Raw genomic sequence first — 20,833 nt, forward strand, 5'->3', positions numbered from 1 at the left:
ATATTTTGCCACCTTTTCAGGCAGGCAGAATACAAGGTATGATTATATCGTCTGTTTACAAGGAAATTTTGATGAAAGTCCTGTTTATCGCCGATCCGATGGCAAGTTTTAAAACCTATAAAGACACTACTTACGCCATGATGCGTGAAATGGCAAAGCGCGGTTGGCAGCTTTTTCATACCTTGAGTGGAGAATTGTCTGTCCGTGAAGGCTGGGTAGTGGCTCAGGCAGCGGCATTTGAGTTTGTCGGCGCGAAGCACGATGACGATCACGAATGGTTTAAAGCAGAGGCAAAAGTTCAGACGGCCTTGAAAGACTTCGATGCGGTCATTATGCGCACTGATCCGCCGTTTGATATGCAATATCTGTATGCAACCCAGTTTTTAACTTTGGCACAGCAGCAGGGTGCAAAAGTATTTAACAGCGGACAAGCAATGCGTGATTTCAATGAGAAATTGGCGATTTTGAACTTCAGCCAGTTTACCGCGCCGACTTTGGTTACCACACGTTCCGCCGATGTCCGTGCCTTTTTGAAAAAACACGGCGACATCATCATCAAACCGTTGGACGGCATGGGCGGTATGGGCATTTTCCGCCTGACCGAATCCGACCCCAATATCGGCAGTATTTTGGAAACCCTGATGCAGCTTGATTCACGCACCATCATGGCGCAACGTTATATTCCTGAAATCGTACATGGCGACAAGCGCATTCTGATTATCGGTGGGGAAGTTGTTCCGTATGCTTTGGCGCGTATTCCGCAAAACGGCGAAACGCGCGGCAACTTGGCTGCCGGCGGCCGCGGCGTGGCACAGGAGTTGAGCGAACGCGACCGTGAAATTGCAGAAACCCTTGCACCTGAATTGAAGCGGCGCGGTATTTTGCTTGCCGGTTTGGATGTCATTGGCAGCAACCTGACCGAAGTCAATGTAACCAGCCCGACCGGCTTCCAAGAAATCATGAAGCAAAAAGATTTCGACGTTGCCGCCATGTTTGCAGATGCCGTGGTATCTTGGGCAAAACAATAAATCCAAAGGCCGTCTGAAAATTGCCCCGACCGTTTCTTTTTCAGACGGCATTCTAATGTTGAGTATATGATGAAACCATCTTCCTACGCTTCCGAGAAAAAAGGCAAAAACGGCATCAAGCGCATTATCAATGCGTTTGGTTATTCCAAAGACGGACTGGCTGCCGCGTATCGTTATGAAAGCGCATTTCGCCAAGTTTTTTGGTTGAACCTGATTTTAATTGTCTTGGCGTTGTTCCTTGATTTCGGACCGGCCATCAAAATGGTGCTCATTGTTGCATCGTTTATTTCATTGATTACCGAATTGTTTAATACCGCCGTCGAAGCAGCTGTTGATCATACTTCTACTGAAAAACACGAGCTTGCCAAGCGTGCCAAAGATGCCGGTTCGGCCGCACAACTGATGGCTTTGTTAATGTTATTTATTGTTTGGATTGTTGCATTAACTGCTTAAAAATGTGGTAATATGGTAATTCGTTAGGATTAGATAGTATTAATTAATCTATATCAAAGTTTTCAGACGGCCTTTGATTGTAAGATGAAGGCTGTATATCCCAGCCATTTGGCAAACACAAGGAGCAAAACATGAAAAAATTAATGGCAACCCTGATTCTGGCAGGCTTGGCAACTTCCGTATCTGCAGCCGGTATCCATATTGAAGACGGTTGGGCCCGTGCCACTGTCGAAGGTATGAAAATGGGTGGCGCATTCATGAAAATCCAAAACGATGAAGCCAAACAAGACTTCTTGGTAGGTGGCAGCAGCCCTGTTGCCGAACGTGTTGAAGTACACACCCATATTAACGACAACGGTGTTATGCGTATGCGCGAAGTTAAAGGCGGCGTGCCTTTGGCGGCAAAAGGCGTAACCGAGCTGAAACCGGGCAGCTACCACGTTATGTTTATGGGTCTGAAAAAACAATTGAAAGAAGGCGAAAAAGTGCCTGTAACCCTGAAATTCAAAAACGCGAAACCTCAAACTGTCGAGCTGGAAGTGAAAACTGCACCGCAATCCGGTATGGATCACGGTCATGGCCATGGTCATGGTGGCGCGCATCAGCACTAATTGCTTGAATTTTCATATAAAGGCCGTCTGAAAGTCATTGGGCTTTCAGACGGCCTTTTCTGTCGTTAAATCAAAATGTGCTAAAATTACGCTTTAAAAAATGCATTTGAAACCCACATTCCCCTCATGAATACTACCAGCACACCAACAAACATCATCGTCGGCCTTTCCGGCGGCGTCGATTCATCCGTTACCGCGGCCCTGCTCAAACAGCAAGGCCATCAAATCAGCGGCGTGTTCATGCAGAACTGGGAAGATGACGACAACGACGAATATTGCAGCATCAAACAAGACTCCTTTGATGCCATTGCCGTTGCCGATATCATCGGAATCGATATCGACATCGTCAATTTTGCCGCGCAATATAAAGACAACGTATTTGCCTATTTCCTTAAAGAATACAGCGCAGGCCGCACGCCAAACCCGGATGTCTTGTGTAATGCCGAAATCAAATTCAAATGCTTTTTGGACTACGCTATCGAGCAGGGCGCCGATACCATTGCCACCGGACACTATGCCCGCAAAGAAGTTCGAAACGGCGTGCATTACCTGCTCAAAGGCTTGGATCAAAACAAAGACCAAAGTTATTTCCTGTACCGCCTCAAGCCTTTCCAACTTGAGCGCGCGATTTTCCCATTGGGTGAGTTGGAGAAACCTGAAGTCCGCCATCTTGCCGAAGAATTCAAATTACCGACTGCAACCAAAAAAGACAGTACCGGTATTTGCTTTATCGGCGAACGCCCGTTCCGCGAATTTCTGCAAAAATACCTGCCGACCAATAATGGCAAAATGGTTACCCCTGAAGGCAAAGTGGTTGGCGAACACGTCGGCTTGATGTTTTACACGCTGGGCCAACGCAAAGGTTTGGGTATCGGAGGCGCAGGCGAACCATGGTTTGTTGCGGCCAAGGATTTGACCAAAAACGAACTGATTGTCGTCCAAGGCCATGACCATCCTTTGCTTTATACACAAAGCCTGATTATGAACGATTTGAGTTTCACATTGCCCGACCGTCCGAAAGAAGGCCGCTATACCTGTAAAACGCGCTACCGTATGGCTGACGCACCTTGTACGTTGCGTTACTTGGATGATGAAACCATCGAGCTTGTCTTTGACGAGCCGCAGTGGGCAGTAACCCCAGGCCAATCTGCGGTACTGTATGACGGCGATGTGTGCTTGGGCGGCGGCATCATCATGTCCACCGACAAGCCTGTCATTATTACTGCTTAATAAAAGGGCCGTCTGAAAACGTAATCGGCTGACTCTCTCAGATTTTCAGACGGCCTCGATTTCAAAAAACGACTCAATAAAAGACTGATCAATATGGAAAAACTCTGGCTCAAAAGCTACGAACAAGGTGTAAGCCCTGAAATCGATATTTCTCAATACAGCTCCATCAGCGATGTATTCCGTCAAAGTGTCGAGAAATTCGCAGATAAACCTGCTTTTCAAAATATGGGCAAAACGCTGACTTATGCCGAAGTGGGCAAGTTGGCGACCGATTTTGCATCTTACCTGCAAAACGTATTGAAACTGCCGCGCGGTGAGCGTGTGGCAATTATGATGCCGAACGTTTTGCAATATCCGATTGCGCTTTTCGGTATTTTGCAGGCAGGTTTGGTGGCAGTGAATACCAATCCGCTTTATACGCCGCGCGAGTTGGAGCATCAGTTGAAAGACAGTGGCGCGACAACGATTGTCGTGTTGGAGAACTTTGCCAATACGCTGGAGCTGGTGTTGCCGCGTACGCAAATCAAACATGTGATTGTCGCGTCGGTCGGTGAGATGTTCGGCATGATTAAGGGCGCGTTGATGAACTTTGTCATCCGCAAAGTGAAAAAAATGGTGCCGGAATACCGCATTTCCAATACCGTGACTTTTCAGACGGCCTTGAAGCAAGGTGCGGCAAATACGTTCAAACCAGTCGAGTTGACGCGCGACGATACTGCCTTGCTGCAATATACAGGCGGCACGACTGGTTTGGCAAAAGGCGCTGTCCTCAGTCACGGCAATATCTGCGCCAATATGTTGCAGGCAAAAGAATGGATTAAAAACAGCCTGCACGAAGGCAAAGAAACGGTTATTGCCGCGTTGCCGCTTTATCATATCTTTGCCTTGACGGTAAACCTGATGATTTTCGCCAATACCGGTTCTAAAATCATCCTGATTACCAACCCTCGCGATATGAAAGGATTTATCGGTGAATTGAAAAAAGAGCCGATTAGCGTGTTCATCGGTGTGAATACCTTGTTTAATGCGATGGTCAACCGTCCAGATTTCGCCGAAGTCGATTTTTCCCGTTTGAAGCTAACTTTGGGCGGCGGTATGGCAACGCAAAAAGCCGTTGCGGAAAAATGGAAAAAAATCACCGGTACGCCGATTGTGGAAGCTTACGGTTTGACCGAAGCCAGCCCGGGCGTATGTTGCAATCCTTTGAATATCGAGGCTTACAGCGGCGGTATCGGTTTACCTGTTTCTTCAACCGAAGTCGAATTACGCGATGCGGACGGCAAAGAAGTGCCTATCGGACAGCCGGGCGAATTGTGGGTACGCGGTCCGCAAGTGATGAAAGGCTATTGGAACCGTCCTGAAGAAACCGCCAAAGCAATCGATGCACGCGGCTTTTTAGAGACCGGCGACATTGCCGTGATGGATGAAAAAGGCTGGCTGAAACTGGTGGACCGCAAAAAAGATTTGATTGTGGTATCCGGTTTCAATGTGTATCCGAACGAAATCGAAGAAGTGGTGGCCAGCAACGACAAAGTCTTGGAAGTCGCCTGTATCGGCGTGGCAAGCGAGAAAACCGGTGAAGCGATTAAGGTCTTCGTCGTACGCAAAGACCCGTCTTTGACCAAGGAAGAGTTGATTGATTTCTGCCGTAAAGAGCTGACTGCTTATAAAGTGCCGAAAGACATCGAATTCCGCGACGAGTTGCCAAAATCCAACGTCGGCAAAATCCTGCGCCGCGAGCTGCGCTGATATATAGAATCAGTATGATAAGGCCGTCTGAAAACGCTGTTTTCAGACGGCCTGAAGCTTTTGCCGTTTGCCAGAATATGCTGCTTCAAGTTAAAATCACACATTCCAACATGGGTATCACATCATGACTAAATTTATTTTCGTAACCGGCGGCGTTGTATCTTCTTTGGGTAAAGGTATCGCCGCCGCTTCTATTGCTACTATTCTCGAGTCGCGTGGCTTGAACGTGACCATGCTTAAACTCGACCCGTATATCAACGTTGACCCGGGTACCATGAGCCCGTTTCAACACGGTGAAGTATTCGTGACCGATGACGGCGCGGAAACCGACCTCGACTTGGGTCACTACGAGCGCTTCATCAACGCCACCATGACCCGCCGTAACAGCTTCAGTACCGGCCAAGTCTATGAAAACGTGATTGCCAAAGAGCGCCGCGGCGACTATTTGGGTGGTACCGTACAAGTGATTCCGCACATTACTGATGAAATTAAACGCCGTATCCATGAAGGCGCGGCTGGTTATGATGTGGCGATTGTTGAAATCGGCGGTACAGTCGGCGATATCGAATCGTTGCCTTTCTTGGAAGCCATCCGCCAAATGCGCAGCCAGCTCGGCCGCAACAATACATTGTTTGCCCACCTGAGCTATGTGCCTTACATTGCCGCCGCCGGCGAAATCAAAACCAAACCGACCCAGCATACCGTTAAAGAAATGTTGAGCATCGGTTTGCAACCGGACATCCTGATCTGCCGTATGGACAGAGAAATGCCTGCGGACGAGCGCCGTAAGATTGCATTGTTCTGTAACGTTGAAGAACGTGCCATCGTGGGCAGCTACGATGTGGACAGTATTTACGAATGCCCCGAAATGCTGCACAACCAAGGCATCGACAGCATCATTACCGAGCAGCTCCAACTGAATGTCAAACAAGCTGATTTGACCGAATGGAAGAAAATCGTTCACGCGATTCAAAATCCGAAACACACCGTCAAAATCGCAATGGTCGGCAAATACGTTGATTTGACCGAGTCCTACAAATCGCTGATCGAAGCCCTGAAACACGCCGGTATTCATACTGAAACCGACGTACAAATTACCTTTGTCGACAGCGAAAGCATCGAGAAGAGCAATGGTGACGTTTCCATGCTCAAAGACATGGACGCGATTTTGGTGCCGGGCGGCTTCGGTTCACGCGGCGTAGAAGGCAAAATTGCCGCCGTGCGCTATGCGCGTGAAAACAACGTACCATACTTGGGCATCTGCTTGGGTATGCAAATTGCCCTGATCGAATACGCCCGCGATGTTGCAGGCTTGAAGGGTGCGAACTCTACCGAGTTTGACTTGAAATGCGCCGCGCCTGTCGTTGCCCTGATTGACGAATGGCAAACTGCAGACGGCAGCGTAGAAACCCGCGACGAATCTGCCGATTTGGGCGGGACCATGCGTTTGGGTGCGCAAGAAGTTGACCTCAAACCAGGCAGCCTTGCCGCAAAAATCTACGGCAGCGAACATATCCGCGAACGTCATCGCCACCGCTACGAAGTTAACAACAACTATGTGCCTCAGTTGGAAAAAGCGGGTTTGGTCATTGGCGGTGTATCCGCAGGCCGCGAGCGTTTGGTTGAAACCATCGAATTGCCAAATCATCCTTGGTTCTTCGCGTGTCAGTTCCATCCGGAATTTACTTCCAATCCGCGCAAAGGCCATCCTTTGTTCAGCGCGTTTGTGAAAGCTGCGTTGGGTAACAAAAAAGCCTGATTGATGTGATTGAAAAAGCACCCATTTCCGGGTGCTTTTTTGTTTTCAGACGGCCTTAGAAGTTATTTGTCTTCATTGACTTCGCGGTCGTTTAAAGGTTGTACGGGACGGTTGTTTTCGCCGCCGATAATGTCGCGCATGGCTTTAAACTGCGCCGCATCTGCCTGAACAGGAGTTTTTAAGACAACCCAAGTCACGTTTTCGCTGCAAGGCGGCGTTGTCAGCGAGCCTTTCAGTTGGAAGGACTTGCTATCTTTAGGCAGCAGGGCTTGGATATTCAAGTTTTTCAACGTTACGGATTCGCCCGCTTTCAGTTTTTTGGCAGTGAGTGCGGACAAGGCAGGGTTGTTTTTGCCCGGTTTAAATACAGAGCCGATGACCGCCAAAGTGCCGTCTTCGGCTTGATGGACAAAATGCGCTTCCATCGGGAAATGTTTGCCTTTGAAAGTATGTTCGCTCGGCGTATGGAAGTGGAATTGTTTGAAGGTATAGGTTTTACCGTTAATCACGATGGTTTGAGCCTTGCCTTGCGGCGTGGCTTGAAGGGTATGGCCGTTATTTTCTACTTTGTAGTCGGCGACGTTGTAACGGTATGCCAGTTGTTTGCCTTTTACTGCTTTTGTCGTGGAGAAGTCCACTGGAGATTGCTGTTTGCCTGTTTTGCAGACAGCAAAGTCTTCACTCAAATCACCCCAGTGTGCAGCATCGTTTTCACCTGTGTAAGACCAATGTGCATGATGGGTTTCGGCGGATACCGTTGCAGTAGAGACAGCCATTAGCAAAGATAAAAAGAGATGTTTGTTCAACATAAGGGCTCCTGTTTATTTATATTAGGTAAAAAAAAAATTTATACCAAATAAATTATTGATATAAAAAAACTTCTTCATAAGAAGAAAGTTAATGATAGTGGCAATTTGGGAATGTTGGGTTGATATATGGCAAACATTTATCAAGCAATCATTTTTGATTAAATGATTGCAATAAGAGGGATGATTGTCCTTGCCGTGACTTTGAATGGGAGAGGCCGTCTGAAATTTCTTTCAGACGGCCTGTTTTATTTGAAAATGTTGTAAAAAGTCTAAACTCTAATGAATAAAAGTGTTTATCAAGATGAAAGTAGTTGTTTGTAGCGTTGGAAAACATTAATATTGCTAAACGTGTTTTCACGAGATTTTAACTTTGTTTTGGAGAGAATAATGAAAAAATCGATTATCGCTTTGGTTATTGCCGGTTTGCCGCTGGCTGCATCTGCAGAAGTGATTCTGTATGGTCAAATCAAAAGCAGCGTGACCGTCGGTCAGGTCAAAATCAAAGGTGACGCAGGTTCTGAAACCAGCTCTACCGCAACCAGCATCAATGACAATACCTCCCGCATCGGTTTCAAAGGCAGCGAGAACTTGGGCGGCGATTTGAAAGCCATTTGGCAGGTAGAACAAAAAACGGCCATTACCGGCGGTTCCCAAGGTTTTGCCACTCGGGACTCCTTCATCGGCCTGCAAGGTAACTTCGGTAAGATTCGCGCCGGTAAACTCAGCAATATGCTGAATGAAATGGACACCATCGATCCATGGATGTACAAAACCAATGCCGCAGGCTTGGGCATCTTTACTCGTACCGGCAACCGCAACGCCGCTGTACGCTACGACAGCCCGGATTTTGGCGGATTCAAATTCAACGTGTCTTACGCACCGCGCGACAACCGCAATCCTTCAGACAAATACACGCACACCCAAGCGGCCAAAGACCAATACACCGGCGGCGTGAGCTTCTCTAAAAACGGCTTTACCGCCAATGCGGCTTACGGCCACTATAATGGCGCGTACACCGACAAATCAGGCAAAGTCAAAGCGGCGCAAATCGCCAAAGTCGAAACTTATTACGATAAAGACAATCTCTTTGTCGGCGGCGGCGTACACTATGCCAAAGGCCATGAGACAGGCAACGAATATTTAGGCTATTTCACCGATGGTTTTAATGAGTACAAGGGTAGTGACATTACTGTCGATACAGGCAAATCTGAAGCCGTAAAAGTAGTTGATGCAGCGGTAACTGTCGGCTACAAATTCGGCAACTTGACCCCACGCATTACTTACGCACACGGCTGGCCTGCCAAGGGCGTGAACAGTGGCGAGAAATTGGTGGATAAATTCGACCAAGTCGTTGTCGGCGGCCAATACACCTTCAGCAAACGCACCGGCATCAATGCCCAACTGGCGTATCTGAAAGTCGGCAACAAAACCCGTCTGACTGCGGTCAACAAAGGCGGCGTTGAACAAAAAGCCGCTTCTGTGGGCCTGTATCACAAATTCTAAGCCGTCTTGAAAGACAAGGCCGTCTGAAAAATTTCAGACGGCCTTTTTGTTGATTAAAGCGGTTTATTTGTCGTGGTTAGTCAGCGTTGTGCCGTGACGACCGCCGCGTTCTTTCAAACGTTGTACCAAGCCTTCGACCGTTGTCGGCATACCGTCGACACAAAATGCCTGATACAGGGCGGTGTGCATGGCGTCGTTGCGGCTGAACGTATTGCCGATCAGCTTCCAATCGCCTTTGCGCGGCTCGATCCAGCGGTGGTTTACTGTGTCGCCGTAAGCGAATACTTTGTAAGAAGAACGCTTGTCGTTGCTGTAAGTAAAGGACGTACGGGCGCAATAGAGGCCTTCGACGGAGAGGTTGTCGTAGCCTTTGTCGGAGCGCACGTTCAAGACGTAGCGGATGCTGTTGTCAGGCGCAGGCATGATTTGCAGACTGCTGAGCAGGATTTTGGGCTGCTTGCCGTAGGTTTCGTTGACATAGAGGTCGAACCAATCGCCCGATTGGGTATCGGGCAGGGGCGGCAACTCGGCTTTGTGTTCTTTAAATTCGCGTGCGGCAACTTCTTCAGGGCTTTCCTGATAACGCGTGTTGGTCAGCGTATCCTTTTGGCTGAAACCCAAAGCAAATGCTTGAGTCGCGGCAAGGCTGAGAGCGAGAAGGGCAAAACGGCGCATAGACAGCTCCAAAGTGAAAAACGGCTTTATTTTATGGGCTTGCAGGGTGGGGTGCAAGTAAGTGCGGTATAATTGACGTTAATTCTGATAAATATGACGAGTTTTCATCATGAATACACAAACTCTGGATGTCATCGGTTTGAAATGCCCGCTGCCGATTTTGCGTGCCAAAAAAGCTTTGGCACAAATGCAGGAAGGCGAAGTGCTGACCGTATTGGCCACCGATGGCGGCGCGCCCGGTGATTTTGAAGCGTTTTGCCGTCAGACCGGACATGTTTTGTTGGAATCGAGCGAGGCCGACGGCGTGTTCAAGCTGGTGTTGAAACACAAATAAAGGCCGTCTGAAATGTCTAAAGCTGTCGCGTTGTCTGCCGTTGTATCGGCTGTTTGCCTGAGTGCATGCGGCAATGAAAGTGTTTCGCCGCAGAACGCTGCCGATTATGCCCAAAATGTAACCGACTTGTTCCGCCAAAGCTGCGTGACTGCAGACGGCGATGCCGCCCTTGTCGGCGAGTTTGCCAATGCCAACAAGCTGATTTTATTGTCGAAAAAAGATATTGCCGATTTGCCTGCCGGAATGATGGATTTGGAGGCATTAAGCATTTGGAAGAAAACGGAAAACGGCGCAGATTATTATTTGAGCCTGACTGAAGACAGTTGCAGCGTGCGCACGGCTAAAGCCGACGACCATCTGATTTTCAAACAATTTTTGGCTTTGGCAGAAAATCCGCCGCAAGGTTTGAACGCTGAATTGCGTGCCGATAATTTGGCGGAAACCCCGTTGCCTATGCGTCAGATTTCCTACGCATGGCGCGCGTCCGGCAGTTCGAAAGAAACCTTGCTGACCGTTAAAACAACGTCGTCCGAGCATTTTCCGGTACAGGCTGTTTTTTATTTGACCCATCATTCTTACGACAATAAGGCACCCGTTTTGCCTTAGGCCGGTTGACGATTGAAACATCAAATTGCTAGAAACCGTTACCGCCGAATAAAGGCCGTCTGAAACATTATCAAACCAAACCACTCGAAAGTAAGCTATGCAAACCCTGACCATCATCCGCCCCGACGATATGCACTTACACCTGCGCGACGGCGACGCGCTCAAAGCCGTTGTCCCGTACACCGCCCGACAAATGGGCCGTGCGGTTATCATGCCCAACCTGAAGCCGCCCGTTGTCAGCGTTGCCGATGCTCAAGCATATAAAGAGCGCATTATGGCCGCCCTGCCTGAAGGCAGCACCTTCCAGCCGTTGATGACGCTTTATTTGACCGACAACGCCACTCCCGAACTCGTGCGCGAAGCCAAGGCTGCCGGTATTGTGGCTTTCAAACTTTATCCAGCAGGCGCGACCACTAATTCCGATTCCGGCGTGACCGACTTGTTTAAGCTGATTCCCGTGTTGGAAGAAATGGCGAAACAGGGTATTTTGTTCTTGGTTCACGGCGAAGTCACTGATCCTGAAATCGATATTTTCGACCGTGAGGCCGCCTTTATCGAGCGCGTGATGAAGCCGGTTTTGGCGCAAGTGCCGAATCTTAAAGTCGTGTTTGAACACATCACCACTGCCGAAGCAGCCCGACTGGTATTGGAAGCAGGCGATAATGTGGCTGCGTCCGTGACGCCGCAACACTTGCTGCTCAACCGTAACGACCTTTTGGTCGGCGGCGTGCGCCCTCATCATTTCTGCCTGCCTGTACTCAAACGTGAAACCCACCGTCAGGCTTTGGTTGCCGCCGTTACCGGTGATAAGGCGCACAAATTCTTCCTCGGCACGGACTCTGCGCCACATGCCAAAACTGCCAAAGAAAATGCTTGTGGTTGCGCTGGTATGTTCAGCGCGATGACTGCTATCGAGCTTTATGCCGAAGTGTTTGAGAAAGCAGGCGCGTTGGACAAACTGGAAGCCTTTGCTTCTAAAAACGGCCCGCGTTTCTACGGTCTGCCTGAAAATTCCGATACCATCACCTTGGTCAAACAAACGCAAACCGTACCTGCCAGCGTACCTTACGGCGATGGCGAACTTGTACCGATGAGGGCCGGCAGCGAGATTGAATGGACGGTGCAATATTAAATTTGCCGCCAATAAGGCATAAAAAGAAACAACCTGCTTGAAAGGGCAGGTTGTTTTTTATTGTCGTTCAGACGGCCTGTTATGGGGAGAGGAGGCATACAAGGCCGTCTGAAAACCAAATTATATTTCGTGTTTAGTCGGTCAACATGGGTTTCAGCGCTTCCCAAGCCTGCGGCAGTTGGGTAAAGCCGTCCGAAGCCATCAAATGGCCGCCTTCGGGGATATGGGTAACAGGGCTTTTGAGTTTGGCCGCCATGTTCAAAGTCAGTTCGGGCGGAACATGGGTGTCGTTGTCGGAAACCAGGCAGTGTTTGGGCATGTCGATTTTGCGCAGGATGTCGAAATCGGGGGACGCTGCTTTAATGTAGGCATCGAGCGCAGGTAAGGGCGGTAGCGTATCGGCAAAACCTGCGGCAAGCAGCAGGCCGCCGATTTTTTGCGGCTGTTGGCGGCTGAGGAAGTGAAGGAGGGTAATGCAGCCGAGGCTGTGGCCGACTAGGAAGGTATGGGCATCGGGCTTGCCAATGTGCTGGTCAAGGGTAAACTGCCACGCGGTCGTGCTTGGTTTGTCGGGATTGGGCATGGCGAGGGAGATTGCTTGTGCGCCGGTACTTTTGATTTGGGCGCAAAGCCAGTCAAACCAGTTGCCGTGCGGATTTCCTTCAAAGCCATGTACGATATAAACGCGTTGATTCATATTTCTCCTCCTTCAGACGGCCTGAGATTTTTGTCTAAATTTCTGCCTGTAAGCGTTTATTATACCATGTTTGTTTATGTTTTATTGTTTTCCGCTTTGTCAGGATGATTGATTAAGCTTTTGTTGTTAAATGATATTTGCAATAATAATAAAGCAAACAACACGGCAGGGGCGGATGGCTTTGCCGTGTTGTTCGGGTTTGAAATATATAGGAGCCGTCTGAAAAACAGGTTTAGAAATAGCCTTGTTTTTTGCGCTCTTCCATTGCTGCTTCCGATACGCGGTCGTCCATGCGCGTGGCGCTGCGTTCGGAAATGGTCGCGGCGGCGGTTTCGGCAATGATGTCTTCGGGCGTGGCGGCGGTACTGGCAACCGGGCAGGTGCAGGAAATATCGCCGACGGTGCGGAAGCGGACATCGCGGATTTGGGCAGCTTCGCCTTCGCGTTTGGGGGTCAACGGGGTAACGGGAACGAGCAGGCCGTTGCGTTCGACAACTTCGCGTTTGTGGGCGTAATAAATCTGCGGCAGGGCGAGTTTTTCGCGTGCGATGTATTGCCAGATGTCCAATTCCGTCCAGTTGGAAATCGGGAATACGCGCATGTTTTCGCCTTGGAACAGGCGTGTGTTGTAGAGCGACCATAATTCAGGACGTTGGTTTTTGGGGTCCCATTGGCCGAACTCGTCTCGGAAAGAGAAGATGCGTTCTTTGGCGCGCGCTTTTTCTTCATCACGGCGAGCGCCGCCCATCAACGCATCAAAGCCTTGTTCTTCGATGGTTTCAACCAGTGTAACGGCTTGGGCGGCGTTGCGCGAATCGGTTTCGCGACGCAAGACGACGCTGCCTTTGCGGATAGACTCTTCTACGCTGCCGACCACAAGTTGTACGCCGGTGCGTGCGACCGTGTCGTCGCGGAACCGGATGACTTCGGGGTAATTATGGCCGGTATCGACGTGCAGGAGTTTGAACGGCAGCTTCAGCGGGCGGCCTTCGATTTGGAAGGCTTTGACGGTAAGCGCCAGCAATACGACGGAGTCTTTACCGCCGGAAAACAGCAGGGCCGGGTTTTGAGCATTGGCAATCACTTCGCGGATGATGTAGATAGATTCGGCTTCGAGCCAGTCGAGGTGGTGGTTTTGGATGGACATCTTTTCTCTCTTTGCAATCTTGGCGATAGCCGATACTTTAGTGAGGCCGTCTGAAAAAGGGAAAGAATGGTTTGTTTGTTGCAAAGATGTTTTTGTTATATTGCAAGGCCGTGTTTTTCAGACGGCCTTTGCGCTTTAACTTATTTTTAACCCGAATTCTCTGACGAAGCATCTATCTTGGCGTACACTTTGGTCTTTTATAAATGAGAATGGTTTATGTATCACGGCGAGAGATTTAATGCGTACAGCCATTTGGCCGGTTTCTTGTTGGCAGTGGCGGCCTTGGTGCTGATGCTGGTGAAAGCGGTGGAATCGGCGGACGGCTATCGGATTGCCGGTGCACTGACTTACGGAGTCTGCCTGCTGCTCCTGTATTTGGGTTCAACCTTATACCACAGCATTCCGCAGCCGAAAGCCAAGGCGATTTTGCAAAAGGTCGATCATTGCATGATTTATCTTTTGATTGCGGGCAGCTATACGCCGTTTACGCTGATTACCCTTCACGGCGGTTGGGGCTGGTCGCTTTTCGGTGTGTCGTGGGGACTGGCTTTGCTGGGCATTGTTCAGGAGCTGACGATTGGGCGTAAAAGCGAGAAGCGGCTGCTGTCGATGGTGATTTATGTGTTGATGGGCTGGTTGATTGTGGTGGCGGTATGGCCGCTGATACAGTCGCTTTCGGCCGGTGGATTATTTTGGCTGGTGTTGGGCGGCGTATTGTATAGCGCGGGGATTTATTGGTTTATCAACGATACGAAAATCCGCCACGGCCACGGTATCTGGCACTTGTTTGTCTTGGCAGGCAGTTTGACGCAATTTATCAGCATTTATTTTTATGTGTTGTAGATTCAGACGGCCTGAAATAAAAAACCTCTCAGTTTGACTGAGAGGTTTTTGTTTGTCGTCAACCTGGGTTTTTGTCGTGGAATTCGTGGAATTCGTAGTTGTAGGTCAACTCTTTGCCGGCTTTGGTTTGCGCCAGATAATCGTCGTAAACCGCACGGATTTCCTTACGCAGCAGGAAGAGGGCGATTAAGTTCGGCAAGACCATAAAGCCGTTGAACATATCGGACATGCTCCAAACCAAATCCACTTTGCCCAATGTACCCAATACGATGGCTACCAAAACCAGTGCGCGGTAGATGCCCAAGTGTTTGCCGCGGAACAGGAAGCGGATATTGGATTCGCCGAAGTAGTACCAGCCGATGATGGTGGTGAAGGCGAAGAAGGTCAGACAGACGGCAAGCAGTTGCGAACCGAAACCCGGGAAGGCTTTGTTAAACGCCAGTTGGGTAACTGCCGCGCCGGTTTCGCCGGAAAGGTTGGCATCGGTCAGCAGGATAATCAGCGCAGTTGCCGTGCAGACCATCAGCGTATCGATGAAGATACCGATAAACGCAGCCATACCTTGTTGTACAGGGTGTTTGACGTTGGCGGTCGCATGAGCGTGCGGGGTCGAACCCATACCGGCTTCATTGGAAAACAGGCCGCGTGCCACGCCGAAGCGGACTGCCTCGCGCATACCGATACCGGCTGCACCGCCCAATACCGCTTCAGGATTAAAGGCGGCGACAAAGATGCTGTGGAACATCGGGATGATGTGGTCGGAGAATTTGAACAAAATAATCACGGCACACAAGATGTAAATCACCGCCATAAACGGCACGACAAATTGCGCGATACCGGCAATGCGGTTGATGCCGCCAATGATGATCAGGCCGGCGAATACCGCCAAAGCAATGCCGACAGCCATAGGGGGAATATCGAAAGCCAAATTCATGGCCGAAGCGATGGAGTTGGATTGGGTCGCGTTACCGATGAAGCCCAGCGCGATAATCAAGGCGATAGAGAAAAAGCCGGACAGAAAACGCGCCGCACCACGGCCGATTTTCGGAGTCAGGCCGTGCGTGATGTAAAACGCAGGGCCGCCGATGTATTTGCCGTGGCTGACCACGCGGTATTTTTGCGCCAAAACGGCTTCTGCAAAAATGGTAGACATGCCCAAAATGGCAGACAACCACATCCAAAAAATGGCACCCGGGCCGCCGGCAGTAATCGCAGTGGCGACACCGGCAACGTTACCGGTACCGATTTGCGCAGAAATCGCTACGGCAAGCGCTTGAAATTGAGACAGGGATTTGCCTTCGTGGTCTTTGTCTTTTTTGCTGAACAAGCCGCCGAAAACGGCTTTAAAACCCGCCCCAAATTTGGTAATTTGCGGCGCGCCCAAGTACAGGGTAAAAAACAGGCCAATACCGATTAAGGCATAAATCAGCAGGTAGTCCCAAAGAACCAGATTGACTGCACCCACCAGAGCAGACAATATTTCTTCCATAATAAAACCTTTAATAAAAACAATAAAAATAAAATGATACGGGTAACTACTCCCACTCATTTTTCGCGTTTGGCAATATCGGCGAGCAGGCCGTTTTGCCATTCGATACCGGTTAAGTTGTTAACAATTTTGACCGATTTTGTCATCATACCGTAAACCTTCGTGAATTAAAACGAAAAACTGACAAAGGTTTGCCGCAAATGTGCTTCTTTATTTAAAAAAGTTTCTTTGTTTTCAGACGGCCTGTTTTTGCAAATATTCGGGCCGTCTGAATATTTTGGCTAAAGGCAACTTATGATAAAATGCACGCCTTACAAATGAAGCAAATTCCGCCTCAGCGCGTGAAAAAACGAAAGGAATCAACATGGCAGGCCATAGTAAGTGGGCAAATATCCAACACAAAAAAGCCCGACAAGATGCCAAACGCGGCAAAATCTTCACCCGTCTGATTAAAGAAATTACCGTTGCTGCCCGCATGGGCGGCGGCGACCCCGGCGCAAACCCGCGCCTGCGCCTGGCTTTGGAAAAAGCCGCTGAAAACAATATGCCTAAAGACAACGTGCAACGTGCCATCGATAAAGGTACGGGCAATCTGGAAGGCGTGGAATACATCGAGTTGCGTTACGAAGGCTACGGCATTGGCGGCGCGGCTTTGATGGTGGACTGTCTGACCGACAACAAAACCCGTACCGTTGCCGATGTGCGCCATGCTTTCACTAAAAACGGCGGTAACTTGGGTACTGACGGTTGCGTAGCGTTCAACTTCGTTCATCAAGGCTATTTGGTGTTTGAACCGGGCGTTGACGAAGATGCGCTGATGGAAGCGGCTTTGGAAGCCGGTGCGGAAGACGTCATTACCAACGACGACGGTTCCATCGAAGTGGTCACAGCGCCGAACGACTGGGCAGGCGTGAAAGCGGCATTGGAAGCCGCAGGCTACAAATCTGTTGACGGCGACGTTACCATGCGCGCCCAAAACGAAACCGAGTTGAGCGGCGAAGATGCGGTTAAGATGCAAAAACTGATTGATGCATTGGAAGATTTGGACGACGTACAAGACGTTTACACTTCTGCCGTGTTGAATCTGGACTAAACAGTTTAAAGAACAAAAGGCCGTCTGAAATTTCAGACGGCCTTTTTATATCGAAACCAATTAGATTTTTCTGGTTTTCAACCAAGTCCAAAGCAGCAGCAATACCACGAAGCTGAAATACAAAATACTCCAAACCGGCAGGGCGACGCCGAATAGATAGTCTGGCTCGGCGCAGTTGCCAAAGCCGCGGACGATGGGTTCAAACCAATCGAACAAAGGCCAGTTGCGTAGGCGGAAAGTCCAAGGTGCGCCGCAAGAAGGGGCGGTGCCGGGCGGCAGGCTTTGCAGCCAAATTTGATAGGCGGCGACACCGGCACCGTAAACGGCCGGGGCGGCAATCAACAATGCCGAGAGTGAGCGGGCAAATTTGGAAGATTGCGAGCTGAATGCCGTAACAATGGCCAACAGCCCGACAGCCAATACGCACAAGCGTTGCAGGATACACAATACGCACGGGTTCATGCCCAAAACGTATTGGGAAATAAAGGAGCCGCAGGCGGCAAATATGGAGAGGACGACTAGAAATAAAACAGTCTTGCGGAAAAAGTTCATAATATAAAACCTTTCAGACGGCCTGGACGCAAAACAGCCGATAAATAATGTTTACTTTAACACAAAACACATATGCTTTTTTTAGTTTGACGGTTTTTTGCGTATGTTTGTTGATGTTGCGTAACCATAAATATGGAAATAAAAATGTGTTCCATATCGAAAAGGCCGTCTGAAATGTTCAGACGGCCTTTAGGGGAGAGACGTTTTATTTTTTCCCGTGAGATTTTTTGACATCTGCTTCAGTAATCGTACCGCCGCCATTATTGAAGGCATTCATGATGTACGTGGCAACGGCGGCAACATCGGCATCGTTGATGGCGGTAGAAGGCATGAAGCCGTTGTAGGATTTGCCGTTTACTTTAATCGGGCCGTTGATGCCTTTGGTCATGCTTTGCAACAGCACTTGCGGTTTTTTATTGATATAGTCGGACTGGAATAAAGGCGGGAACATGGCACCTCGGCCTTCGCCTTTTTTCCCGTGGCAGGCGGCGCAGTTGGTTTCGTAAATTTTTTGTCCTTTGCTCATCAACGTGGCATCAGCAGCAAAAGCGGTTGGGATGCTGAGTGCGGTCAGAAGGAGCAGGATAGGGCGGAGTGGGAGTGCAGTCATGATGTGTTCCTTTTTGAGTAGTATTTTTGATGGCTACACGCTTGGTTTGCGTTTTAATAGCTTGATGATAACGCTAAAGGCCGTCTGAAAGTGGATTTTTCAGACGGCCTTTGGTTTAGGTCAAATCCAGCCTTGCAGATTGGCCCGACTTAATTGTGCAAGTGCGGCAATCCAGTCGGCGGAATCGTTGAGGCAGGGGATGTAACGGTATTCTTTGCCTCCTGCGGCGTGGAATTGTTCGCGTCCCATAATGGCGATTTCTTCCATGGTTTCGAGGCAGTCGGCCAGGAAGCCGGGGCAGAATACGTCGAGTTTGGTCGTGCCTTGTTTCGGCAGCTGATCAAACAGGGCTTGCGTGCTGGGCTTGACCCATTGGGATTTGCCAAACTGGCTTTGGAAAGAAACGATATATTCTTGTTCGGACAAGCCCAATGCCTGCGCCAGCAGTTTGGCAGTATGGTGGCACTCGTCAGGATAGGGGTCGCCGTCGTCGTGATGCTTTTGCGGAATGCCGTGGAAGCTCAACATCAGTTTTTCACCGCGTCCGTTTTGGGCCCAATAGGCTTCAATATGCTGCTTCATGGCTTGAATATAGGCGGTATCGTCGTAATAACGGGAGACGGTGCGGACGCTCATTTGGTTGCGTTGCAGCAATAACTCTTGAAACACTTTGTCCAAAGCCGCGCCAGTAGAAGAGCCGGCATATTGCGGATAGAGCGGGATGACCAGCAATTTGCCCACGCCTTGGGCTTTGAGTTCCGCCAAAACATCGGCAACGCTTGGATTGCCGTAAGTCATTGCATGACGGACGATGACATCGGGCAAATGTTTGGCCAGGGCTTCTGCTTGGCGGCGCGTGTAAACCTCAAGCGGCGAACCTTCTTTAAACCAAACTTTTTCATAGGCATGCGCGCTTTTTTTCGGGCGAAAAGTCAATACCAAGCCGCGCAATATCGGTTGCCATAGGAGCTTGGGCAGTTCGACAACGCGTTGATCAGACAGAAATTCTTTCAAGTAGGGCTTGACTGCGGCAGCAGTGGGCGCGTCAGGCGTGCCAAGGTTGAGCAGCAGGACGGCGGTACGGTTTTGTGCGGTATAGGCTAGGGCCGGTTCGGTATGGAAACGGGACATGGTTGTGCTTTATTAATGATGAATATTGAGGCCGTCTGAAAAGCAGTTTGAATCAAAACCTGGTTTCAGACGGCCTTTAAAAGGATTAATCCACACCGCGGGCGCGGTTTTCATGGAATTGCGCCTGCCAATCGGCAAATTTGCCTTGTTCGATGGCTTCGCGCATTTCGGCCATGATGACTTGGTAGAAGTGCAGGTTGTGGATGGTGTTGAGCTGTGCGCCCAAGATTTCGCCGACTCGGTGCAGGTGGTGCAGGTAGGAGCGGCTGAAGTTTTGGCATGCGTAGCAGGTGCAGCTTTCATCAATCGGACGCTTGTCGAGTTTGTGTTTGGCATTTTTGATTTTCAAATCGCCAAAACGGGTAAACAGCCAGCCGTTACGCGCATTGCGGGTAGGCATGACGCAGTCGAACATATCCACGCCGTGTGCCACGCCGTACACCAAGTCTTCAGGCGTGCCGACGCCCATCAAATAATGAGGTTTGTGTTCCGGCAGGATAGGGCCGACGGCGCGCAACATACGGTACATTTCGGGCTTAGGTTCGCCAACGGACAAGCCGCCGATGGCCAAGCCGGGGAAGTCGAGTTCTTCCAAACCTTTCAGCGATTCTTCGCGCAAATCTTCATACATCGCGCCTTGGACAATACCAAACAGCGCATTCGGGTTTTTTAGGTCTTCAAAAGCCTTTTTGCTGCGTTCCGCCCAGCGCAGGCTCATTTGCAGCGATTTTTGCGCTTGGCTGTGCGTTGCTTCGCCAGGGGTACACTCGTCCAGCTGCATCACGATATCGGAATTCAACACGGTTTGGATTTTCATCGACACTTCGGGCGAGAGGAACAGTTTGTCGCCGTTGATCGGGCTTTGGAATGTACAGCCTTCTTCGGTCAGCTTGCGCATATCGGACAACGAAAATACTTGGAAACCACCCGAGTCGGTCAAAATCGGCTTGTCCCAGCCAATGAATTCATGCAAGCCGCCGAATTGTTCGATGACTTCCAAGCCTGGGCGCAGCCACAGATGGTAAGTGTTGCCTAAGATGATTTGCGCTTTGATGTCATGCAGGTTTTGCGGGTTCATCGCTTTGACCGAGCCGTAAGTACCGACCGGCATAAATACCGGCGTTTCGATTTTGCCGTGGTTCAGTTCCAAAGTACCGCGTCGGGCATGACCGTCTTTTTTGTGTAAGGTAAATTTGAGCATAATAATAGATTGGACGTTCGCGTGTGTGCGAAATGAAAGGGCAGATTATAAAGGATTTTTCGTTGGTTGACGGCTGGATTTTATCTTTGTCAAAACAATGCTTCAGATGGCCTGAATAATAGAAGAAATAAAAAATGAGGCATAAATCAAACAAAAATATCCAGGCCGTCTGAAAAGTATT

General features: G+C 49.6%; 21 protein-coding genes. 12 read left to right on the plus strand and 9 right to left on the minus strand.

The window, feature by feature from the left end:
• Nucleotides 1–71 precede the first annotated feature (71 nt).
• The 6 genes from gshB to HMPREF2560_RS09855 all read left to right on the plus strand — a co-directional run bounded on the left by gshB (nt 72) and on the right by HMPREF2560_RS09855 (nt 6,830).
• Nucleotides 72–1,028, plus strand: a complete 957-nt coding sequence (gene gshB, locus HMPREF2560_RS09830; RefSeq protein ID WP_070607871.1) for a glutathione synthase — start codon at nt 72–74, stop codon at nt 1,026–1,028.
• A 69-nt stretch (nt 1,029–1,097) separates the two neighbouring features.
• A complete protein-coding gene (locus tag HMPREF2560_RS09835) occupies nt 1,098–1,481 on the plus strand; it encodes a diacylglycerol kinase (protein WP_070607869.1) in 384 nt (127 codons plus the stop codon).
• A 131-nt stretch (nt 1,482–1,612) separates the two neighbouring features.
• Nucleotides 1,613–2,092: a copper chaperone PCu(A)C gene (locus HMPREF2560_RS09840; protein ID WP_070734641.1), complete on the plus strand. Its 480-nt coding sequence runs from the start codon at nt 1,613–1,615 to the stop codon at nt 2,090–2,092.
• A gap of 126 nt (nt 2,093–2,218) precedes the next feature.
• Nucleotides 2,219–3,322, plus strand: coding sequence for a tRNA 2-thiouridine(34) synthase MnmA (mnmA, locus tag HMPREF2560_RS09845; RefSeq protein WP_070734639.1), 1,104 nt, complete (start codon nt 2,219–2,221; stop codon nt 3,320–3,322).
• Nucleotides 3,323–3,415: 93 nt separating this feature from the next.
• Nucleotides 3,416–5,071 carry an AMP-binding protein gene (locus tag HMPREF2560_RS09850; protein WP_070829610.1) on the plus strand — a complete coding sequence of 552 codons (1,656 nt, stop codon included), beginning with the start codon at nt 3,416–3,418 and terminating at the stop codon, nt 5,069–5,071.
• A gap of 124 nt (nt 5,072–5,195) precedes the next feature.
• Entirely contained in the window at nt 5,196–6,830 is a 1,635-nt protein-coding gene (locus HMPREF2560_RS09855; protein WP_049348005.1) for a CTP synthase, read from the plus strand.
• Between the two features lie 62 nt (nt 6,831–6,892).
• Here HMPREF2560_RS09855 and HMPREF2560_RS09860 read toward each other — a convergent pair whose 3' ends face one another.
• A complete protein-coding gene (locus tag HMPREF2560_RS09860; RefSeq protein WP_070873840.1) occupies nt 6,893–7,639 on the minus strand; it encodes a carbonic anhydrase in 747 nt (248 codons plus the stop codon).
• Between the two features lie 387 nt (nt 7,640–8,026).
• Here HMPREF2560_RS09860 and HMPREF2560_RS09865 point away from each other — a divergent pair, with 387 nt between their 5' ends.
• Nucleotides 8,027–9,142, plus strand: a complete 1,116-nt coding sequence (locus HMPREF2560_RS09865) for a porin (protein ID WP_070873841.1) — start codon at nt 8,027–8,029, stop codon at nt 9,140–9,142.
• 63 nt (nt 9,143–9,205) lie between these two features.
• Here the strand turns inward: HMPREF2560_RS09865 and HMPREF2560_RS09870 are convergent, their stop codons facing one another.
• Entirely contained in the window at nt 9,206–9,817 is a 612-nt protein-coding gene (locus HMPREF2560_RS09870; RefSeq protein WP_070625864.1) for a CNP1-like family protein, read from the minus strand.
• Between the two features lie 109 nt (nt 9,818–9,926).
• Here HMPREF2560_RS09870 and HMPREF2560_RS09875 point away from each other — a divergent pair, with 109 nt between their 5' ends.
• From HMPREF2560_RS09875 to pyrC, 3 genes are all read left to right on the plus strand, one after another.
• A complete protein-coding gene (locus HMPREF2560_RS09875; RefSeq protein ID WP_003681929.1) occupies nt 9,927–10,151 on the plus strand; it encodes a sulfurtransferase TusA family protein in 225 nt (74 codons plus the stop codon).
• A 12-nt stretch (nt 10,152–10,163) separates the two neighbouring features.
• Nucleotides 10,164–10,757, plus strand: coding sequence for an NMCC_0638 family (lipo)protein (locus tag HMPREF2560_RS09880; RefSeq protein WP_070873842.1), 594 nt, complete (start codon nt 10,164–10,166; stop codon nt 10,755–10,757).
• 97 nt (nt 10,758–10,854) lie between these two features.
• A complete protein-coding gene (gene pyrC / locus HMPREF2560_RS09885) occupies nt 10,855–11,889 on the plus strand; it encodes a dihydroorotase (RefSeq protein ID WP_070873843.1) in 1,035 nt (344 codons plus the stop codon).
• 133 nt (nt 11,890–12,022) lie between these two features.
• On the opposite strand, the gene HMPREF2560_RS09890 is transcribed toward pyrC, so the two are convergent.
• Nucleotides 12,023–12,586 (minus strand): RBBP9/YdeN family alpha/beta hydrolase, encoded by a 564-nt coding sequence (locus tag HMPREF2560_RS09890; protein WP_070873844.1) that lies wholly within the window; start codon nt 12,584–12,586, stop codon nt 12,023–12,025.
• Nucleotides 12,587–12,818: 232 nt separating this feature from the next.
• Nucleotides 12,819–13,751 (minus strand): sulfate adenylyltransferase subunit CysD, encoded by a 933-nt coding sequence (cysD, locus tag HMPREF2560_RS09895; protein ID WP_283132714.1) that lies wholly within the window; start codon nt 13,749–13,751, stop codon nt 12,819–12,821.
• Nucleotides 13,752–13,949: 198 nt separating this feature from the next.
• Between cysD and HMPREF2560_RS09900 the strand changes: the two genes are divergently transcribed.
• On the plus strand, nt 13,950–14,576 hold the full coding sequence (locus tag HMPREF2560_RS09900) for a PAQR family membrane homeostasis protein TrhA (RefSeq protein WP_070625855.1): 627 nt from the start codon (nt 13,950–13,952) through the stop codon (nt 14,574–14,576).
• 58 nt (nt 14,577–14,634) lie between these two features.
• Here HMPREF2560_RS09900 and HMPREF2560_RS09905 read toward each other — a convergent pair whose 3' ends face one another.
• On the minus strand, nt 14,635–16,065 hold the full coding sequence (locus HMPREF2560_RS09905) for an alanine/glycine:cation symporter family protein (protein WP_070873846.1): 1,431 nt from the start codon (nt 16,063–16,065) through the stop codon (nt 14,635–14,637).
• Nucleotides 16,066–16,429: 364 nt separating this feature from the next.
• Here HMPREF2560_RS09905 and HMPREF2560_RS09910 point away from each other — a divergent pair, with 364 nt between their 5' ends.
• On the plus strand, nt 16,430–17,158 hold the full coding sequence (locus HMPREF2560_RS09910; RefSeq protein ID WP_049331317.1) for a YebC/PmpR family DNA-binding transcriptional regulator: 729 nt from the start codon (nt 16,430–16,432) through the stop codon (nt 17,156–17,158).
• 60 nt (nt 17,159–17,218) lie between these two features.
• On the opposite strand, the gene HMPREF2560_RS09915 is transcribed toward HMPREF2560_RS09910, so the two are convergent.
• The 4 genes from HMPREF2560_RS09915 to tgt all read right to left on the minus strand — a co-directional run bounded on the left by HMPREF2560_RS09915 (nt 17,219) and on the right by tgt (nt 20,652).
• Nucleotides 17,219–17,710: a disulfide bond formation protein B gene (locus HMPREF2560_RS09915; RefSeq protein ID WP_070873847.1), complete on the minus strand. Its 492-nt coding sequence runs from the start codon at nt 17,708–17,710 to the stop codon at nt 17,219–17,221.
• A 205-nt stretch (nt 17,711–17,915) separates the two neighbouring features.
• Nucleotides 17,916–18,236 (minus strand): c-type cytochrome, encoded by a 321-nt coding sequence (locus HMPREF2560_RS09920; RefSeq protein ID WP_283122242.1) that lies wholly within the window; start codon nt 18,234–18,236, stop codon nt 17,916–17,918.
• Nucleotides 18,237–18,440: 204 nt separating this feature from the next.
• Nucleotides 18,441–19,451, minus strand: coding sequence for a ferrochelatase (gene hemH / locus HMPREF2560_RS09925; protein ID WP_070873849.1), 1,011 nt, complete (start codon nt 19,449–19,451; stop codon nt 18,441–18,443).
• 85 nt (nt 19,452–19,536) lie between these two features.
• A complete protein-coding gene (gene tgt / locus HMPREF2560_RS09930) occupies nt 19,537–20,652 on the minus strand; it encodes a tRNA guanosine(34) transglycosylase Tgt (protein WP_003745960.1) in 1,116 nt (371 codons plus the stop codon).
• Nucleotides 20,653–20,833: the final 181 nt, after the last annotated feature.

The sequence above is a fragment of the Neisseria sp. HMSC078H04 genome (genome assembly GCF_001838135.1).
GTDB lineage: Bacteria > Pseudomonadota > Gammaproteobacteria > Burkholderiales > Neisseriaceae > Neisseria.

Bases quoted from the DNA above. Each gene is read 5' to 3' on its own strand.
- gshB (WP_070607871.1), top strand. From the start codon at position 72: ATGAAAGTCCTGTTTATCGCCGATCCGATGGCAAGTTTTAAAACCTAT.
- HMPREF2560_RS09835 (WP_070607869.1), top strand. From the start codon at position 1,098: ATGAAACCATCTTCCTACGCTTCCGAGAAAAAAGGCAAAAACGGCATC.
- HMPREF2560_RS09840 (WP_070734641.1), top strand. From the start codon at position 1,613: ATGAAAAAATTAATGGCAACCCTGATTCTGGCAGGCTTGGCAACTTCC.
- mnmA (WP_070734639.1), top strand. From the start codon at position 2,219: ATGAATACTACCAGCACACCAACAAACATCATCGTCGGCCTTTCCGGC.
- HMPREF2560_RS09850 (WP_070829610.1), top strand. From the start codon at position 3,416: ATGGAAAAACTCTGGCTCAAAAGCTACGAACAAGGTGTAAGCCCTGAA.
- HMPREF2560_RS09855 (WP_049348005.1), top strand. From the start codon at position 5,196: ATGACTAAATTTATTTTCGTAACCGGCGGCGTTGTATCTTCTTTGGGT.
- HMPREF2560_RS09860 (WP_070873840.1), bottom strand. From the start codon at position 7,639: ATGTTGAACAAACATCTCTTTTTATCTTTGCTAATGGCTGTCTCTACT.
- HMPREF2560_RS09865 (WP_070873841.1), top strand. From the start codon at position 8,027: ATGAAAAAATCGATTATCGCTTTGGTTATTGCCGGTTTGCCGCTGGCT.
- HMPREF2560_RS09870 (WP_070625864.1), bottom strand. From the start codon at position 9,817: ATGCGCCGTTTTGCCCTTCTCGCTCTCAGCCTTGCCGCGACTCAAGCA.
- HMPREF2560_RS09875 (WP_003681929.1), top strand. From the start codon at position 9,927: ATGAATACACAAACTCTGGATGTCATCGGTTTGAAATGCCCGCTGCCG.
- HMPREF2560_RS09880 (WP_070873842.1), top strand. From the start codon at position 10,164: ATGTCTAAAGCTGTCGCGTTGTCTGCCGTTGTATCGGCTGTTTGCCTG.
- pyrC (WP_070873843.1), top strand. From the start codon at position 10,855: ATGCAAACCCTGACCATCATCCGCCCCGACGATATGCACTTACACCTG.
- HMPREF2560_RS09890 (WP_070873844.1), bottom strand. From the start codon at position 12,586: ATGAATCAACGCGTTTATATCGTACATGGCTTTGAAGGAAATCCGCAC.
- HMPREF2560_RS09900 (WP_070625855.1), top strand. From the start codon at position 13,950: ATGTATCACGGCGAGAGATTTAATGCGTACAGCCATTTGGCCGGTTTC.
- HMPREF2560_RS09905 (WP_070873846.1), bottom strand. From the start codon at position 16,065: ATGGAAGAAATATTGTCTGCTCTGGTGGGTGCAGTCAATCTGGTTCTT.
- HMPREF2560_RS09910 (WP_049331317.1), top strand. From the start codon at position 16,430: ATGGCAGGCCATAGTAAGTGGGCAAATATCCAACACAAAAAAGCCCGA.
- HMPREF2560_RS09915 (WP_070873847.1), bottom strand. From the start codon at position 17,710: ATGAACTTTTTCCGCAAGACTGTTTTATTTCTAGTCGTCCTCTCCATA.
- HMPREF2560_RS09920 (WP_283122242.1), bottom strand. From the start codon at position 18,236: ATGAGCAAAGGACAAAAAATTTACGAAACCAACTGCGCCGCCTGCCAC.
- hemH (WP_070873849.1), bottom strand. From the start codon at position 19,451: ATGTCCCGTTTCCATACCGAACCGGCCCTAGCCTATACCGCACAAAAC.
- tgt (WP_003745960.1), bottom strand. From the start codon at position 20,652: ATGCTCAAATTTACCTTACACAAAAAAGACGGTCATGCCCGACGCGGT.